The following is a 15,624-nucleotide window of genomic DNA, read 5'->3' as shown; positions in this document are numbered from 1 at the left end:
GACAGTACACTAGCGTATCAAAGGATTTTTGGTGGGGCAGGGCCCCACCCTACTGTTGAGTTCAGTGTAGGGTGGGGCCCTGCCCCACCAAATACTGGTTAAGTCAGCGCCATTCGGGGCTGGGTCTGTTTTAGCGCCCAGTGGCGTTATCATTCGCGTTAACAGGCCCTAGTATGAGGCAATCGTCTAGCTTCGTACACCCGGACCGAAACTGAAGCTGTCCAGAATATGCACATAGTTGACCCGTTCGAACTCGGTTGGATCGGCGACACTGATCTGGCTGAGCCGGCCACGAAACTCCTCGATCGATTCAAAGCCTTTCTCTTCCATCCACTGTTCTATGCCATCCAGGATTTTGGCCAGCGCTGTTGGGCCCTGCTCGAGCAGCAGACTGCACAGATGGACGACATCGGCCCCCGCCAGCAGCAGTTTAATGACATCTTCTGAGGTGTGAACACCACCGGTGGCACCCAATGAGAGCTTGGTTCGGCCGTACAGGATCGCGATCCAGCGCATCGCCAGCAGTACCTCCGAAGAGTTCGAGGTATGCAGTGTACTGGTGAGCCGCATATTGTCGATGTTGATGTCCGGCTGATAGAAACGGTTGAACAGGGAGACTCCGTTCGCACCAGCAGTTTCGAGTTGTTTGACCATGTTCGCCATGGCACTGAAGGCGGGTGAAAGTTTCATATTGATGGGCAGGTTGACCCGCTGTTCCAACTGGGTGAGCAGTTCGACATAGCGCTGCTCGATTTCACTGCCGCCGGTCTCGATGTCAGCCGCCACCTGATAGATGTTCAGCTCAATCGCATCGGCACCGGCCTGCTCCATCTCTGTGGCGTGGGTAATCCAGCCGCCGGGGGTGGTGCCATTGAGGCTGGCAATCACCGGTATCTCCACCGCCTGCTTGAGCGCCCGCAGGTTTTCCAGATAACGCTCCTGACCATTGGAAAAGTCATAGTGGTCTGGCAGAAAGCTGTCAGCTTCCGCAAATCCGGTATCCTGATGATGCAGAAAACGCACCATCGTCTCCTCTTCGGCGGTTACCGACTCCTCGAACAGGGAGTACATGATCACTGCCGAGGCACCGGCATCCTCCATTCGACGTACATCGTCGATACTGCGGGAAAGTGGCGATGCGGAGGGGACCAACGGGTTTTTGAGTCGCATCCCAAGATAGTCAGTTGTCAGGTCCATGTCATTCCCCATTCATGCTCAGGCGAGTGGATTCGGGCTGTTTGGATGGTATCGTGAAGCGATTCTCCTGCCGGGCAGATATCCGGCTGAAGCAGAAATTTCTGATCGTACTCTATTGGTGGTTCGGCTTTTAGATTCCATCCATGCTTTTAGTTTTAGCCATTTTTCTGCTGATCGCCAGACCAATCTCGTGTGTTGACCAAATCCGCGTACTCAGCGAGTGCCTTGGTAAATATGGCATCTGCCGCGGCTCCATCGTCTGTTTATCCTATGCTGATTGAGTCATGCTTTCACCCGCTCATCGTTATGGTTTCAAGCATGCCGTTGGTGGTTGTTACACTATGTTACAGTCGAATACCCAGCGTAACACCCATTCCGCTGTGAGCATGCTATGGTCAGGAGTGTTAGGGCCTAATGGATTCGTGTTAACAGGCCCTAGTGGGAGAGGATTGATGAATGATGGGAAGATGATTGCCGGACCTCCCAGGGTGCTGCTGGTGGAAGATGATGTTCAGCTTGCCGGATTGGTACAGGAGTATCTGCAGCGTTATGAATTCGAAGTACATCTGGAGCATCGCGGCGACCGGGCAACTGAACGGGTAAGTTCACTCAAGCCGGATATCCTGGTGCTCGATCTGAACCTGCCCGGTAAGGATGGGTTGGAGATCTGTCGCGAGATCCGATCCGACTTCAGCGGCCCGATCGCCATGTTTACCGCCCGGGATGAGGATGTGGATGAGGTTGTGGGTCTGGAGCTCGGGGCGGACGATTACCTTACCAAACCGGTGGAACCCCGGGTTTTGCTGGCGCGTTTGAGATCCCTGTTGCGACGCTACCGCGCCATCGGTACCACGGCGCAGGATGTCCAGGGGGATCAACTCGCTTTCGGCAAGTTGCAGATCGATGCACGAGGCAGGACCCTGTCACTGAATGACGAGACCATTGAGCTCTCCACCGGTGAGTTCGACCTGCTGTGGCTGCTGGCCTCTACCGCAGGTCAGGTGGTGGATCGGGACAGCGCCTTGAAAACACTGCGTGGCTTTGCCTACGACGGCCTAGACCGGTCGGTGGATATCGGGATCTCCAGGTTGAGAAGAAAGCTCAACGACAATGCCCACCGCCCCTATCGCATCAAGACGGTGCGTGGACGGGGCTATCTGTTTGTACCGGACGCCTGGGACTGAGCATGGCGCGCCTTTTTATTACCCTCTACGGCATTCTGTTCATTACCGGAGCCCTGTTCGTGCTGGGCATCGTCTGGTTACCGGAAATGGCGCTGAAAGGCACCATTCGGGACTATTATGAGCGCTCGATGTTCGGTGTGTTCGGTCTGGTCGAGGATCGCCTGTTGAGCCAACCGCAGAGTGAATGGCCGCAGACCGTCAATGCGTTGAAAGCCAATTTCAAAAGCGGCCTGGCGTTGATGGCATATGACCAGTTGCCCCTTGATGATGATGAACTCTCCGCGCTGGCGCTGGGAAAGTTTGTTTTTACCGACGATGATGATCTGACCCGCTTCTATAAACAGATACCCGACTCGGATCGTTATCTTATGCTGGCCCTGGGCAAGAGTCGGGAGCAGCGGGAGGTTGAGGAGGTTGAAGGCATTGTCCAGCTGATCGGTGAACTGTTTTTGCAACGGGATAGGGAGGAGTGGCCGCAGATTCTGCAGACGCTGGGGAAGCGCTTTAAAATGCCATTGAAACTGCTGCCGCTGGATGATCCCTCACTGCCTGCGGATCGTCTTGCTGATATCAAGGCGGGGAAAGTTGTGGTGCTTGGCTTTGAGGAGAGCCGGGATACCTACTATGCAAGAGTGCATGGCTCCGAGCTGGTGTTCCGAGCCGGCCCCTATGAAGCCCCCTTTGTGTTGCGCAATTTCAATACCATTCTGCTGATACTGTTTGCCCTGTTGGTTGCCCTGGCGGTCTATCTCTGGGTTCGTCCCGTTTGGCGGGAGTTGAGTCGATTCGATCAAGGCGTGACGCGACTGGGTGCCGGTGATCTGAATACCCGTCTGATTGTGAGTAACGGCGCTGCCTTGAAAACGCTGGCGGAGACTTTCAATGGCATGGCCCGACGGATTCAAAAGTTGATTCAATCCCATCGGGATTTGACCGGTGCTGTCTCCCACGAGCTGCGTACCCCGATTGCCCGTTTGCGCTTCCGCATCGATATGCTGGAAGACCCGCTGGGTGAGGAGGACAGAAAACGTCACATCACCGCGATGCGTAAAGATATCCTGGAACTGGAAGAGTTGGTCAGTGAATCCCTGAGTTATTCACGGCTCGATCGGGAGCGCCCGGAGCTGGTGATGGATACGGTCTATTTGCAGGACTGGTTGCAGGCGTTGCTGATCGAGACTGAGGATGACTATGACGGTGTAAAACCTGAACTGGTCACTGAGTCACAGGACAGTCAGCTGCAGGTGACTGTTGATTCAAAGCTGATGGGCAGGGCGGTCAAGAATCTACTGAGAAACGGACAGCGTCATGCGCGACAGCGTCTGATCGTATCGGCCGACTGTCAGCAGGGAATGGCGACTATTATGGTTGAGGATGATGGTAGCGGCGTACCTGAAAAAGAGCGCCATCGGATCTTTGAACCCTTTGCCCGACTGGATACGGCACGCGACCGGGAGTCTGGCGGTGTGGGGCTCGGTCTGGCCATCGTGCAGCAGATTGCCCGGTGGCATGGTGGACAGGCATGGGTTGAAGACGCGGCCAGTGGTGGCGCCCGCTTTATAATCAGCTGGCCGGTATCCTAGGGCCTATTGGATTGGTGTTAACTGGCCTCAGGCTCCTGAGTGGAATCATCTCTCCAATCCGCATCAGGGGCGGGAACAAGATTTGACGACCCAGACCCGGCGCGAGCCGGGTCTGGGTCGATTAAAAATGAACGGATAGGTCGTCGGTTCAAACAGTGTCCGATTCAGTACTGCCCCAGCCCCATCTCAATGTAACCGGTGGGGCAGACCTCCTTGCAGATATGGCAACCGACGCACTTGGCGTAGTCGGTCTCCACATAGCGGCCCATGACACGCTGATCCTTTTTCACCCGGGTGACCGCATCCTGGGGACAGTAGATGACACAGTTGTCGCATTCGAAGCAGAATCCGCAACTCATGCAACGTTTGGCTTCGCTGACCGCTGAATCCTGGGTCAGGCCGTTGAAGCGCTCGATCATGCTGCCCAATACGTTGCTAACGTTGATGTCGATCTCTTCCCGAGCGTTGACTTTCTCGTAGTCAAAGTGACCGGTGTAGAGGGCATTGGTATTGATTACGTCTGCTTCGGCCCGGTTCTCGAAATTGTGTACAGACCATTTGGCGCTGCTGGTGCCCCAGGTCGATCCATGGTTGTACTCATCCGGTGATAGGGATTTTTCATCCAGCTCCTGCAGCAGATCGAAGTGGTGACCCTCCACCTTGGGTCGGTCATCAAGCGACACACCACTGAGATATTTATCGATTCCCTGGACGGCCACCGAGGCCTGACCAATTGCGGTGGTCAGCAGGTGGGGATCGATGGCGTCACCGGCAACGAAGTGACCCTGTTTACCTTTCACCTGCATGGTTCGATCCGCATCAATCTGGTTCCACTCGTTGGCGATACCGTCGATGCCGTCGTAGTCACCGGTCTGACCGGTGGCGGCGACGATCAGGGCGCACTCGATCTCGAAGGGTTCTCCGTTCGGTTCCATTTTGCCGCTCGACCAATCCACCGGCTGGACCTTCAGGGCAGAGGCGCGGCCCTGCTCATCCAATATCACCTCAAGGGGAGCCAGGCTGTCGTGGATCTCTACCCCCTCAGTGATACAGGCTTCCAACTCATGCTTGGTACAGGGAGCCTTTTCGATCGGGCGGCGATAGACCAGCCAGCAGTCGGAGTCGGTGCGTAATGCTGCCCGATCTTCCGGTTGAGAACCGGATCCATCGAACACCGCCTCCGGGCGTTCGGGATGGTCGAGTTCGGCCACCTCTCCGATGCGTTTCGCAACAGCCGCCACATCCATGGCGGTATCACCGCCACCGATCACCAGGATACGACCATCGAGGTATTTCAGGGAGCCATCGTTGAAGGACCTGAGGAAGGTCATGCCGTCGATACAGTTGGGGGCCTCGCCGCCTTCGACACGCAGCAGTTTCCCGATAACCGTGCCGACGCTCCAGAAGATGGCATCGTAGTCATGCTCCAGGGTTTCGACCTTTACATTGTCACCGACCCGAGTGTTGAGTTGTACTTCGATACCGCCCAGGTCGAGGATGCGCTGGATCTCATCTTCCAGTACATCACGCGGTATACGGTAGCCGGGAATACCGAATACCATCTGACCACCCAGCGCATCATGGGCTTCGAAGATGGTTGAGTTGTGGCCCAGGCGGCGAAGGAACAGGGCGGCGGCCAATCCGGCAGGGCCACCTCCGATGATGGCCACCCGCTTACCCGATTCTGCTTCAGGTTTGTCAAAAGCGAGATTGTTTTCCCTCGCCCAGTCACCGATATACTGCTCAATGGAGTTGATGCCGACAAAACCATCAAGACTGTTACGGTTACACCCACCCTGGCAGGGAGCAGGGCATACCCTACCCATGATTGAGGGGAAGGGATTGGCCTGGGTCATGCGTTCGAATGCGTATTGCTGCCAGGGCTTGTCAGCTTGAGGTTTGTCCAGGCCGCGTACGATCGATAGCCAGCCTCGAATGTCATGGCCCGATGGGCAGGCGTTCTGGCATGGCGGGGTGCGCTGGATATAGGTCGGGCAGAGGTAGGACTCGCCTTGGTTGATTACATCGCTATTCCAGTCGTAGGGTTCGTTGTCGCCGTCGCTATAGCGGCGATATGTTGGATCGGTGTCACTCATTCGTTTATCACTCCGTTACAAAGCAGTGTGGCACTCTGTTTGCACACTGAAAATCTGCAGATTTGTCACAGGTTGGTCTTGCTCTGGTTCGGTGTTTTTATGGATTTCATTCCGAACTGTTGTTTTTTTCACAGGCCCTAGATCGAATGCAATAAATGTATCTGGTTTACGTTGTTATGGATTAGTGAACCAATTCTCTTCTGGCAAGTAGATCAAAGCATTTTTAAGGGATGCTTAAGATTGATCTGGATTGGGCCACTGTTAAGTCAATACAAGCTGAAAAATCGAACTCTGTCACAGCCTCGCCGGTGTGGCACGGTTGAAAACAGCTTGGCTGAATCTCATCGGGCTTGATGTTACCAGCGTTGAGGGGTTTTTTCCTCGCATTTTTAGCGGAGCATAAACAATATTCAGCTCACTCGATTTGAGATGATCGCTTAACTGTCAGGTTTGTTTAAGTGACTTCAGAAAACAGACGATCCTCTCGGTTTCAATGAAGCCGAGCTGTTTGTGTAGCGCGATACTTTTGTGGTTATGCAGCTCTGTATCGCTGGCGATCTCCTCGAACCCTTCCTTCATCGCCCAGGACTCAGCTTGTCGTATCAGCGCTTGACCATAACCTTTGCCACGATGCTCGGGTTTGACAAACCAGGCTTCTATGTAAGGGATCCTGGACGAACGGCTACCCTCGGCAAAATTCCGAATATTGAGCTCGATAAAACCGACCAATTTATTTGCGGCAATTTCAACCACGAAGGTTTCAACAATGTCGATGGATCTACCGGAAAAGTAGTCTGCGAGTTCTGCGGGATGATGAGTCTGATGCTTTGGCCAGAGTTCACTTCTCATGTTGACCCAGTCTGTTAAATCAGTTGACTCTACTGGTCGGATGTTCATAAGGGTTACTCGATAGGATGGTCAGTAGACGAAAGTTGGACCTATTTATGTTTAAAATAATTCCAAACGGATGGGACTGTATAATCCGATTCAAAGTGTTACTTTGCAAAACAGTGTGTCCGCATTGAGCTCTACAGTTCCGTTATTGGAGATCTCGGCAACTTCAGCGGTATGATCGCGTTTGAATGCGGCCAGTTGATCGGGTTGCAGTTGATCGAGCATCGATCTGTAAGCTGCGCTATTGAGCAGGCCCCACCAATCATCAACTGATATGGGATAGCGAATCGGATACTCAACAATCTCCAGGCGATCGTAAGCACAGGTTTCCACCAGTGCCTGCCACTTTTGAGAGCTTTTGAGGCGATCCTTTATCTGCGCTGGAAGTGACAGCTCATAGTCTGACTTGAGACGATTCAAAAACAGTTCGGCGTATGGGTTGAAGGCCGCTTGTGTAAATGAGGAGCAGATCAACTGGCCACCCGGTTTGAGGGTTCTGCATATCGTCCGGTATGTGGCCTCCATGTCGGGATAGAAAAACATGGCGTAACCGCAGGTAACCACATCGAATGTCTCCGCTGAATAGGTCAGGTTATCCACATCGGATTGACTGAAGCGGATATTTGGGATCTTCATCTGTTCAGCTTTTGTTGCCGCAATATCCAACATCTCCCGGGAGAGGTCGATGGCTTCGATACGTGCATCCCTATGCCTGGTTGCGATTTCAATCGCCACGCTGCCGGTCCCTGTTGATATATCCAGCACATGCAGCTCATCCGCCGCAGGCAACAGCGCTGCCAATCTTTTTGCGGAGATGCCAAAGAAACTGTTTTGGTCATATCGGCTTGAGACTTTGTCAAAGGTGGTCTGTATGCTCTGTTTGTACTCTATGGTATCCATCGGTCTGCCGCTGTTGTGAGAGTGTTCCATTTCATATGGGTTGATCAATCGATGATCAGGTCGACTTATGGATTGGTATTAGCAGATCCAGTGGTGTCGTGACGATTGTTACAGAAGGATACATATCCAAACAATATCACCACAGACATTAACAAGCCTTTTTCTTAACCTGATGATGTTAGTAAAACTACAGGGAGCATCATCATGCCAATCAATCTGTCTGGTTTTCATGGATCCAAACTGGCTGCACCATGGATCATTGTCTTTGGGTTCACACTGCTACCCGGCTTCGTTGCAGCGGGTGAGTGGTCGGTGGGTCTCAACCTGGGAGGTGGTCGCAATCCGATCATCGGTGAAGACAACTATCTTGCAGCCATGCCGGTGATTGCCTATCGGGGCGAGCGCTTCCATGCCAATCTGGGTAATCCCGGGCTCTCTTTCTTCAATGGCACTACAAATTTCGGCGGCTTGGGTTACAGCCTGGTTAAACAGGATAACTTTAAACTCGATCTGGTCGGGCGGATTCGCGCCATGGGGATTGATCCGGATGATAACGACGAGCTGGAAGGGTTGGATGAACGCAAGCCTGGGTTCGATGTTGGGATCGATCTTCTCTGGGGCAGTGATCTCGGTGAGCTCAACGGGCAACTGCTGACCGATGTCAGCAATCGTTCGAAAGGTCAGGAGCTGATAGTCAGTTACGCCTATCCCCTGAAGCAGGGGGATTGGTCGTTCAGACCTGAATTTGGTGTCAGTTGGCAGAGCAGTAAACTGAGCGACTACTACTTTGGTGTGGATGACGATGAGACTGGTGGCGGGCTGGAAAGCTATGAGGCCAAGTCAACCATGACACCATTCCTGGGCATCCAGGCCGAATATGCCTGGTCGAAACGGATACGTTTGATCGGTGGTGCCGGCATCGGTCGCCTGGGGGATGGCATCAGTGACAGTCCGATCGTCGATGGGCGCAATCTGGCGGGCGCTTTTATCGGTGCGGTCTACGGTTTTTAGGCTGACTCTTCATGCAACTGAAATCGCTGGCAATCGGGTTGTTGATTGTTCTGCTTCCACTGGGTCTGTTTGTCTCCGGGATCTGGGATCAGCCCAGACAGGTCGAAACCGTTGAGGTCGAGCGGGGTGATCTGTCACTGGTGATCCGGGTAACCGGCGAGGTGATCAACGATCGCCGTGTGGAATTGACCGCATTGGTGGATGGTCAGGTGATCGTCGTCGAAGCTGGCGTCGGCGATCGGGTCAGTGCCGGGCAGATATTGGCGAAGATGGACAATCGTGCCGCTGCGGCCAATCGTCAAAGGGCGGAGGCGTTTGTGCAGCAGCATGCGGTTTTACGTAAAGAGGCGAAACTGCGTTACCAGCGACTGAATAAACTGGTTTCCAAGGGTGCTGTGACCGAGGAGCAAATGGAGGATGCGAAGCTTGAGTGGCAAGCCGCCACGGCAGTCTGGCAGGTGGCCAAGGCGGAGTTGCTGCTGGCGGAGGTGGCACAGGAGTGGCAGGTGATCCGTGCGCCGTTCGATGCGGTGTTGGTGAAAAAATCCACCGAGATAGGACAGTGGGTTGAGGCCGGCACCCCGCTTTTCTCCCTGGTGGCCCTGGACGGTTGGCAGATCGAGGCCCATGTGGATGCGGTGGACAGTGGACGCATCAAGCTCGGTCAGCCGATTGAGTTGAAATCCGATGCTTTTCCCGGACAAGACTGGCGCTCGGAAGTGAGCTGGATCGGACCCAATGTGGAACAGCAGCAGGAGCGTCGACTCAACACCTTCAAAGTGCGTTTGGATCCGGGTGAGGCTGCGCCGGCACTGCTGTTGGGTCAGCAGGTGGATCTGGAGATTCTGGTGACGCAGCGTGAGGGCGTGTTGAAGCTTCCTTTTACGGCACTGAAAGAGGATGAGGAGAGGTTCCAGGTTGGAGTGATCGAATCGGGTCTTTTAAGTTACCGGGAGGTGGCTGTAGGCCTGCAGGGGGATAGTCATGTGGAGTTGCTGTCCGGCATCCTGGAAGGGGACAAAGTGGTGCTGCTTGAGTCCGCCAAGCTCGAATCCGGGATTTCTGTGCAGGAGAGAGCGGAGCAATGATCCAGATGCAGGCGATCCATAAGTCCTATTGGCGGGGTGGCAGTGAGCTGCCCGTTATCCGTGGCATCGACTTGAATATTTCAGCGGGTGAATTTGTCGCCATTATGGGGCCCTCCGGATCGGGTAAGAGTACCCTGATGAATATCATCGGTTGTCTCGATCTGGCGGACCGTGGCGACTACCGGCTAAACGGGGAAAGGGTATCGGGTGCTCAGTTTTCCCGCTTGGCCAAGTTGCGGGGAGAGACCATCGGTTTTGTATTTCAATCCTTCAATCTGATCGCCAACCGGAGTGCGCTGGAGAATGTGGCGCTGCCTCTGCTCTACCAAGGTGTTGCCCGGAATCAACGTTTGGATCTCGCCACACAGGCCCTGCACCGAGTCGGTATGATGGACCGGGCCTCGCATCAGCCAAACCAGCTCTCCGGCGGTCAGCAGCAGCGGGTCGCCATAGCCCGGGCACTGGTCAATCGCCCCAGCCTGCTGATTGCGGATGAGCCGACCGGTGCGTTGGACAGCCGCAACGGAGATCAGGTTTTACAGCTCTTCAATGAGCTGCATAACGAAGGTCATACACTGGTGATGGTGACCCATGATCCAGTGATCGGTGAGCGGGCGGAACGGGTGATCATGTTGCATGACGGTGTGGTGATATGAACCGACTGCGGGTGTTTATCGAGCTGACCCGAGAGGCGGTGATCGCGCTGTGGCAGAATCGCTTGAGATCACTGCTCAGTGTTTTGGGCATCGCCATTGGCATCGCTGCGGTGATGACCGTCAGCGCAGTGAGCAGTGGAGGTAAACAGTTTGTATTGAAAGAGCTGGAGACTTTCGGTTTACGATCACTCTGGGTGTTTCGGGATTACCAGGATAAAAATCCCCAGTCGCGGATCAGGGACAGCTCCGGGATCGATAGCCGCGATCTGAGTCTGTTGAAAGGGGCCTGTTGCCCCGCTGTGAAGCGGTTGAGCCCGGTGTTGCTCGCCGACAATCGTCCAATGGTACAAAACGGCAATCGCTACAGCAGTGCCCAGCTGAAAGGTGTGGATGCCAACTATACCGGGATCAATAACGACCGGCTGACCATGGGACGGGGATTTCGACCGGCGGATATTAAAGGTCGTCGTCCGGTGGTGCTGATCGGTGAAACAGTGAGTCAGGATCTCTATCCCCAATCGGATAATCCAATCGGCCGGGATCTACGCATCGGTGGACGTCGATATCAGGTGATCGGGGTGTTGGAATATAAGAGCCGGGACTTGCTCGCAAGCATTGGCTCTGATGGAGGTGAGGATGCCAACAACAGAATCCTGCTGCCCTATACCCTGGTACAACAGATGAATGGCAATCAGCAGGTCAGTTATCTGCAGGCGGAAGCTGTCTCCATCGCCAAGGCGGAACAGGCGGCAGATCAATTGAAACTGACGCTGCAGAGGCGCTACCGGGGCAGCTACCAATACACCAAGATCACCCTGGCCTCCTATCTGAAAACCGTGGACCGGATATTGGGAGGAATCACTGCGATGGGTGTGGTAGCGGCTTCCACCGCACTGCTGGTGGGCGGCATTGGTGTGGCGGGGATCATGAGTACCGCGGTGGTCGAACGAATCCGTGAGATCGGTGTGCGTATGGCGCTCGGTGCGAATCGTCGCCATATTCTGTTTCAGTTTCTGGCCGAGGCGGTATTGATCAGTCTGCTAGGGGGTATCGCCGGTTTGTTGTTTGGTCTATTGCTCGGAGGGAGCCTCGATCTGCTGACCGGATTTCCATTGATGCCGACCTTGAGCGGTGTGCTGACCGGATTGATCGTATCTGTTCTGGTGGGCCTGGCCTCCGGTTACTATCCCGCACGTCGTGCAGCAGATTTTCTACCGGTTGAAGCGCTGCGCCGAGAGTGATTTGAGCGCTCTGCCGGATCAACGGCCCCGGACATGGTTGAGTGTTTTACAACGATTATTTAGCATCGTTGCCCCGAACGGATTGCTTGCCAGGATTCGTGCATCACCCTTGATGTTGTGCTGAGTCTGTCGCAACCACTGTAATTCAGCCTTCGGCTTTTTGCATCGCCAGTTGCGCCAACTGTTCATAGAGCCGATATCGGCTCTTGATCTGCTGTTGTGCCTGACGCAGAAACTTTTCTGAGGCTTCCGGGTGGGTACGCTGCAGTACACTGAAGCGGGTTTCACTGCTGGCGAAATCACGATAGGGAATCGAGGGCTCCTTGGAGTCCATTTTCAACGGATTTTCCCCTTTGTCGCTGCGGCGGGGATCATAGCGGAACAGGGGCCAGTGCCCTGAGTCCACCGCCAGCTCCTGTTGACGGATATTGTTGGAGAGGTCCACCCCATGGGCTATGCAGGGGGAGTAACAGATCAGCAGCGAGGGGCCGGGATAGGCTTCCGCTTCCAGAAAGGCCCGCAAAGTCTGCACATCCTTGGCGCCAAACGCTACCTGGGCCACATAGACATTGCCGTAGGCCATGGCCATCATGGCGATATCCTTCTTGTTGGTCGGTTTGCCGGCCGCTGAGAATTTGGCCACCGCACCGAGGGGAGTCGCCTTGGAGGTCTGGCCACCGGTGTTGGAGTAGGTCTCTGTATCGAGCAACAGGATATTGACGTTGCGGCCGGAGGCCAGTACGTGATCCACACCGCCGTAGCCGATATCGTAGGCCCAGCCATCTCCCCCCACCAGCCAGACACTTTTTCGCGCCAGGCTGTCTGCCACTGAGATCAGACTCTGTGCCTGGGGATCGTCGATCTGCTGGCAGGCCTGTTTCAGGGTCTCGATCCGTTCCCGCTGTTCAAATATCTCCGCTTCACTCTGTTGTTGGGTATTCAGCAGCTGTTCCACGAGCTGCTGATCGAGATCCTTGCGTAGATGTTGCAGTAAGGCTTTGGCATGGTCATTCTGCTTATCGATGGCGATGCGCATCCCCAGACCGAACTCCGCATTGTCCTCGAACAGGGAGTTTGACCAGGTAGGCCCCCTGCCTTCCGGGTTGGTGGTGTAGGGGGTGGTTGGCAGGTTGCCACCATAGATCGAGGAGCAGCCGGTGGCGTTGGCAATCAGCATACGATCACCGAACAGCTGGGTGGCCAGTTTGATATAGGGGGTTTCTCCACAACCGACACAGGCTCCGGAGAACTCGAACAGGGGTTGCATGACCATTGCCCCTTTCAGGGTTGTCTGTTTCAGTTGGGTGCGGTCATGTTCCGGCAGACCGACAAAGAACTCCCAGTTGATCCGCTCCTGTTCGTGGTAGGCCGGGTCGTCCACCATATTCAGCGCCTTGCGCTGGGGATTCTGTTTGTCCCGGATCGGGCAGATCTCGACGCAGAGTCCGCAACCGGTGCAGTCGTCCGGGGCTACCTGATAGCTGATGTGGGTATCCGGGGCAAAATCCCGTCCACCTTTGACCTGGGTATGCAGAAAACTCTCCGGTCCCATGTCGGTCAGGGAGGCCGGGAAGAGTTTGGAGCGAATCGCCGCATGGGGACAGACCAGGGGACATTTGCCGCAGTGGGTGCAGAGGTCCATCTCCCACTTGGGAAGCTGCAGGGCGATGTTGCGCTTTTCATAGGCGGTGGTGCCGAGGGGCCAGGTCCCGTCGGCCGGCATCAGGCTGACCGGTATGCTGTCACCCTGGCCGGCGATGATCGGTGCTGTGACCTGTTGTACGAACTCCGGTGCATCCGCGGGCACGATTGGCTGCCTGGGAACCTCAGGGATCTCCACGTCGGGTAGATCAACCTTGTGCAGACCGGCCAGTGCTGTATCGATGGCATCGAAATTCCGTTGCAGCAGGCGCGCCCCTTTGCGGCCGTAACTCTTTTTCACGGCCGCTTTGATCAGATCGATGGCCCTGTCGCTCTCCAGCAGTCCGGATATGGAGAAGAAGCAGGTCTGCATGATGGTGTTGATGCGTCGTCCCATGCCGGTTTCGGCGGCGATCTTATAGGCATCGATGACATAAAAGCTGAGTTGCTTTTCGATCATCTGTTTTTGCATTTGGGGTGGCAGGGTCTGCCACACCTGGTCTGGATCCGCCTGGCTGTTGAGCAGAAAAGTGGCGCCGGGAGCGGCTTTCTCCAGCATTTCGTAGCGGCCGAGAAAGATCGGCTGATGACAGGCGACAAAACCGGCTTCGTTGTCACCGATCAGGTAGGTGGCGTTGATCGGCTTTGCACCGAAGCGAAGATGGGAGACGGTGACTGCCCCCGACTTTTTCGAGTCATATTGAAAGTAACCCTGGGTGTAGTTGTCGGTCTGCTCGCCGATGATCTTGATCGAATTCTTGTTGGCTGAAACTGTGCCGTCCGCACCCAGACCATAGAAGACACAGGCGCTGACATCCGCATTGGCAAAAGGGCGGAAATCCGCGTCCCAGGGCAGGCTGGTATGGGTGACGTCATCCATAATTCCCACCGTGAAACCGTTCTTCGGCTGCTCCTGGCTCAACTCATCAAAAATGCCCTTGACCATGGCTGGGGTAAACTCTTTCGATGAGAGTCCGTATCGACCTCCAACGATCCGTGGCAGGGTTGCACGCTGCCCCTGGCTGTAGGCCTGGGCAAAAGCGCCCAGCACATCCTTGTAGAGGGGCTCGCCATCCGCGCCGGGTTCTTTGGTTCGATCGAGTACGGCAATCTTCTGTACACTCTCCGGTATGGCTTTCAACAGCTGGTCTGCAGCAAAGGGGCGAAACAGCCGTGCTTTGATCATGCCGATCCTTTCCCCCTCTGCGGAGAGGTGATCGATACAGATTTCAGCGGCGCCTATGCCTGAACCCATCAGGATGATCAGCCGTTCCGGTTGTGCTGCGCCATAGTATTCGAACAGCTCATAATGTCTGCCGGTCAGGGCGCCGAAACGGGCCATCGCTGCCTGCAGTTTCTCCCCGGCCTGGTTGTAGTAGGGGTTGACGGTTTCACGTCCCTGAAAGTAGACATCGGGATTTTGTGAGGTGCCGCGAATCACCGGATGGTCTGGTGAGAGGGATCTGGCGCGATGCGCCTCGACCAGTTCGTTATCGATCATCGCCTTGATCACCGACGGATCCGGCAGGGCGATCTTGTTGAGTTCATGTGAGGTTCTGAAGCCGTCGAAAAAATGCAGAAACGGGATACGGGTCTCCAGCGTAGCCGCCTGAGCGATCAGTGCAAAGTCGGCAACCTCTTGAACGCTGGCGGAACAGAGCATGGCGTATCCGGTGCTGCGACAGGCCATCACGTCGCTGTGGTCGCCAAATATGGAGAGCGCCTGGGCTGCCAGTGAACGTGCCGAGACATGCAGTACGGTCGGGGTCAGCTCACCGGCAATCTTGAACATGTTGGGGATCATCAGCAGCAATCCCTGGGAGGCGGTAAACGAGGTGGAGAGGGAGCCGGCCTGCAGTGCTCCGTGGACGGCTCCGGCAGCACCGGCCTCGCTCTGCATCTCAATGACATCCGGTATGCTGCCCCAGATGTTCCGGACCCCCTTTGCAGACCACTCATCCGACCATTCACCCATGGGAGAGGCCGGGGTGATCGGGTAGATGGCGATGACCTCGTTGGTCATGTGGGCAATATGTGCAGCGGCCTCGTTGCCATCTATGGTAACCATCTTGTCGGACATATCCTTGCTTCCCTAGTCATGTTGTTAACTGGCTTGCATATGGTCGGTTATCT

The 15,624-nt window shown here is 55.2% G+C and carries 11 protein-coding genes; 6 read left to right on the top strand and 5 right to left on the bottom strand.

What is annotated here, in order from left to right:
• Positions 1-186 precede the first annotated feature (186 nt).
• Complete coding sequence (locus A3193_RS12590; RefSeq protein ID WP_069004148.1) at positions 187-1,197, bottom strand: dihydroorotate dehydrogenase-like protein; 1,011 nt, start codon at positions 1,195-1,197, stop codon at positions 187-189.
• Between the two features lie 452 nt (positions 1,198-1,649).
• Between A3193_RS12590 and A3193_RS12585 the strand changes: the two genes are divergently transcribed.
• Together A3193_RS12585 and A3193_RS12580 are read left to right on the top strand one after the other, a co-directional pair.
• Positions 1,650-2,381, top strand: coding sequence for a response regulator (locus tag A3193_RS12585; RefSeq protein WP_069003881.1), 732 nt, complete (start codon positions 1,650-1,652; stop codon positions 2,379-2,381).
• A 2-nt stretch (positions 2,382-2,383) separates the two neighbouring features.
• Positions 2,384-3,964, top strand: a complete 1,581-nt coding sequence (locus A3193_RS12580; protein WP_069003882.1) for an ATP-binding protein — start codon at positions 2,384-2,386, stop codon at positions 3,962-3,964.
• Between the two features lie 164 nt (positions 3,965-4,128).
• Here A3193_RS12580 and A3193_RS12575 read toward each other — a convergent pair whose 3' ends face one another.
• The 3 genes from A3193_RS12575 to A3193_RS12565 all read right to left on the bottom strand — a co-directional run bounded on the left by A3193_RS12575 (position 4,129) and on the right by A3193_RS12565 (position 7,902).
• Complete coding sequence (locus tag A3193_RS12575; protein WP_069015003.1) at positions 4,129-6,060, bottom strand: NAD(P)-binding protein; 1,932 nt, start codon at positions 6,058-6,060, stop codon at positions 4,129-4,131.
• A 444-nt stretch (positions 6,061-6,504) separates the two neighbouring features.
• Complete coding sequence (locus A3193_RS12570; RefSeq protein ID WP_069015002.1) at positions 6,505-6,957, bottom strand: GNAT family N-acetyltransferase; 453 nt, start codon at positions 6,955-6,957, stop codon at positions 6,505-6,507.
• Positions 6,958-7,047: 90 nt separating this feature from the next.
• Positions 7,048-7,902 (bottom strand): class I SAM-dependent methyltransferase, encoded by an 855-nt coding sequence (locus A3193_RS12565; RefSeq protein ID WP_141694543.1) that lies wholly within the window; start codon positions 7,900-7,902, stop codon positions 7,048-7,050.
• Between the two features lie 156 nt (positions 7,903-8,058).
• Between A3193_RS12565 and A3193_RS12560 the strand changes: the two genes are divergently transcribed.
• Genes A3193_RS12560 through A3193_RS12545 form a run of 4 tightly spaced genes read left to right on the top strand, consistent with a single transcriptional unit; the run spans position 8,059 to position 11,850 of the window.
• Positions 8,059-8,865 (top strand): MipA/OmpV family protein, encoded by an 807-nt coding sequence (locus tag A3193_RS12560; RefSeq protein WP_069015000.1) that lies wholly within the window; start codon positions 8,059-8,061, stop codon positions 8,863-8,865.
• An 11-nt stretch (positions 8,866-8,876) separates the two neighbouring features.
• Positions 8,877-9,953, top strand: coding sequence for an efflux RND transporter periplasmic adaptor subunit (locus A3193_RS12555; RefSeq protein WP_069014999.1), 1,077 nt, complete (start codon positions 8,877-8,879; stop codon positions 9,951-9,953).
• Positions 9,950-10,609: an ABC transporter ATP-binding protein gene (locus A3193_RS12550; RefSeq protein WP_069014998.1), complete on the top strand. Its 660-nt coding sequence runs from the start codon at positions 9,950-9,952 to the stop codon at positions 10,607-10,609. Before A3193_RS12555 ends, A3193_RS12550 begins: the two co-directional genes overlap by 4 nt.
• Entirely contained in the window at positions 10,606-11,850 is a 1,245-nt protein-coding gene (locus A3193_RS12545; protein WP_069003889.1) for an ABC transporter permease, read from the top strand. The genes A3193_RS12550 and A3193_RS12545 overlap by 4 nt, the downstream gene beginning before the upstream one ends.
• Positions 11,851-11,995: 145 nt before the next feature.
• Here the strand turns inward: A3193_RS12545 and nifJ are convergent, their stop codons facing one another.
• Complete coding sequence (gene nifJ, locus A3193_RS12540; RefSeq protein WP_069014997.1) at positions 11,996-15,571, bottom strand: pyruvate:ferredoxin (flavodoxin) oxidoreductase; 3,576 nt, start codon at positions 15,569-15,571, stop codon at positions 11,996-11,998.
• Between the last annotated feature and the right edge of the window lie 53 nt (positions 15,572-15,624).

Source organism: Candidatus Thiodiazotropha endoloripes, from assembly GCF_001708965.1.
In the GTDB taxonomy this organism is placed as follows: Bacteria; Pseudomonadota; Gammaproteobacteria; order Chromatiales; family Chromatiaceae; genus Thiodiazotropha; species Thiodiazotropha endoloripes.
Note: the sequence above shows the minus strand (reverse complement) of the source record. Positions and strands in the feature narration are given on the sequence as shown.

Bases quoted from the DNA above. Each gene is read 5' to 3' on its own strand.
- A3193_RS12585 (WP_069003881.1), top strand. From the start codon at position 1,650: ATGAATGATGGGAAGATGATTGCCGGACCTCCCAGGGTGCTGCTGGTG.
- A3193_RS12555 (WP_069014999.1), top strand. From the start codon at position 8,877: ATGCAACTGAAATCGCTGGCAATCGGGTTGTTGATTGTTCTGCTTCCA.
- A3193_RS12570 (WP_069015002.1), bottom strand. From the start codon at position 6,957: ATGAACATCCGACCAGTAGAGTCAACTGATTTAACAGACTGGGTCAAC.
- A3193_RS12545 (WP_069003889.1), top strand. From the start codon at position 10,606: ATGAACCGACTGCGGGTGTTTATCGAGCTGACCCGAGAGGCGGTGATC.
- A3193_RS12590 (WP_069004148.1), bottom strand. From the start codon at position 1,197: ATGGACCTGACAACTGACTATCTTGGGATGCGACTCAAAAACCCGTTG.
- A3193_RS12575 (WP_069015003.1), bottom strand. From the start codon at position 6,060: ATGAGTGACACCGATCCAACATATCGCCGCTATAGCGACGGCGACAAC.
- A3193_RS12560 (WP_069015000.1), top strand. From the start codon at position 8,059: ATGCCAATCAATCTGTCTGGTTTTCATGGATCCAAACTGGCTGCACCA.
- A3193_RS12580 (WP_069003882.1), top strand. From the start codon at position 2,384: ATGGCGCGCCTTTTTATTACCCTCTACGGCATTCTGTTCATTACCGGA.
- nifJ (WP_069014997.1), bottom strand. From the start codon at position 15,571: ATGTCCGACAAGATGGTTACCATAGATGGCAACGAGGCCGCTGCACAT.
- A3193_RS12550 (WP_069014998.1), top strand. From the start codon at position 9,950: ATGATCCAGATGCAGGCGATCCATAAGTCCTATTGGCGGGGTGGCAGT.